This window comes from Campylobacter portucalensis (assembly GCF_009690845.1).
GTDB lineage: Bacteria > Campylobacterota > Campylobacteria > Campylobacterales > Campylobacteraceae > Campylobacter_B > Campylobacter_B portucalensis.
Map to the genome: position 1 here is coordinate 1 of NZ_VWSJ01000075.1, position 876 is coordinate 876.

Sequence of the window (876 nt, forward strand, 5' to 3'; positions counted from 1 at the left end):
AAGCAAAGAATTTGATAAATTTATTTATTTGCGAATTTGCGGTAAATAGGCTGTCATCATAAGCCAATTTTGATATTTTTCCATAAAGTGTAATTGACTTTTCTAAATTATTCATTATCTTTCCTTTTATTCAAAAAATAAGTTATTATAAAAACGAGCACAAAAACAGGTGCAACTAAAAACCCAAATAGCGACATAACAGTATTTATATATTCGCCATTGCCATACAAATATTTGCCTATAACAAGACATAAAAATCCAGCGTATAAAATTATCAATGATAAATTTTCAATATAAAATATCATTAGACTTAATTTTGGATTTTTTATAAATAAAGTGCTATATTCTAATTGTTTATATCGCAGAAAAAAATATCGCAAAATATAGATACAAATCAATGTAGCACAAACAAAACTAGCACCAATCCTTAAATTTACGCTATCACTGACAAGTAACAGCGACATAGAGATCAAAGAGCCAACCAAGTAACTAAATATAAAAATCAATGGAAAAATCAATATAAATCTGATATTTCTGCAAATTTTATATTTTTGTTTTAAATTATTTATTTTTATTCCTTGTAAAATATTTTATTACTAAATTTATACTCATCTCCACACTTCTTAGTACTTTGAAACCAAAATTCCCCGCTTCCAGTATTTAAAAAAGGATAACCAAATTTATCATAAATGATATTTTCAGACATTATTACTTTGCCGTTTTTATCCACAATACTTATTTGTTTGCCACTAATGAAGAAATCAAAAAAAGGATTAAAATTAATTTGCGTAGTGGTTATATTATAATCATTTAAATTTATGCTTTCCAATGTAGTTTGCAAAATAAAATTTTCGTTTTTTTTTTTTTTTTTTTTTT

The 876-nt window shown here is 24.3% G+C and carries 2 protein-coding genes; both read right to left on the reverse strand.

Going from position 1 to position 876, the window contains the following annotated elements:
* Positions 1-107: 107 nt before the first annotated feature.
* Positions 108-464 (reverse strand): hypothetical protein, encoded by a 357-nt coding sequence (locus F1B92_RS09275; RefSeq protein WP_229771002.1) that lies wholly within the window; start codon positions 462-464, stop codon positions 108-110.
* 107 nt (positions 465-571) lie between these two features.
* A partial coding sequence (locus F1B92_RS08705) for a hypothetical protein (RefSeq protein WP_229771003.1) occupies positions 572-876 on the reverse strand: 305 nt, incomplete at its 5' end.

Coding starts and splice junctions, on each gene's coding strand:
- F1B92_RS09275 (WP_229771002.1), bottom strand. CDS start 464: ATGTCGCTGTTACTTGTCAGTGATAGCGTAAATTTAAGGATTGGTGCT.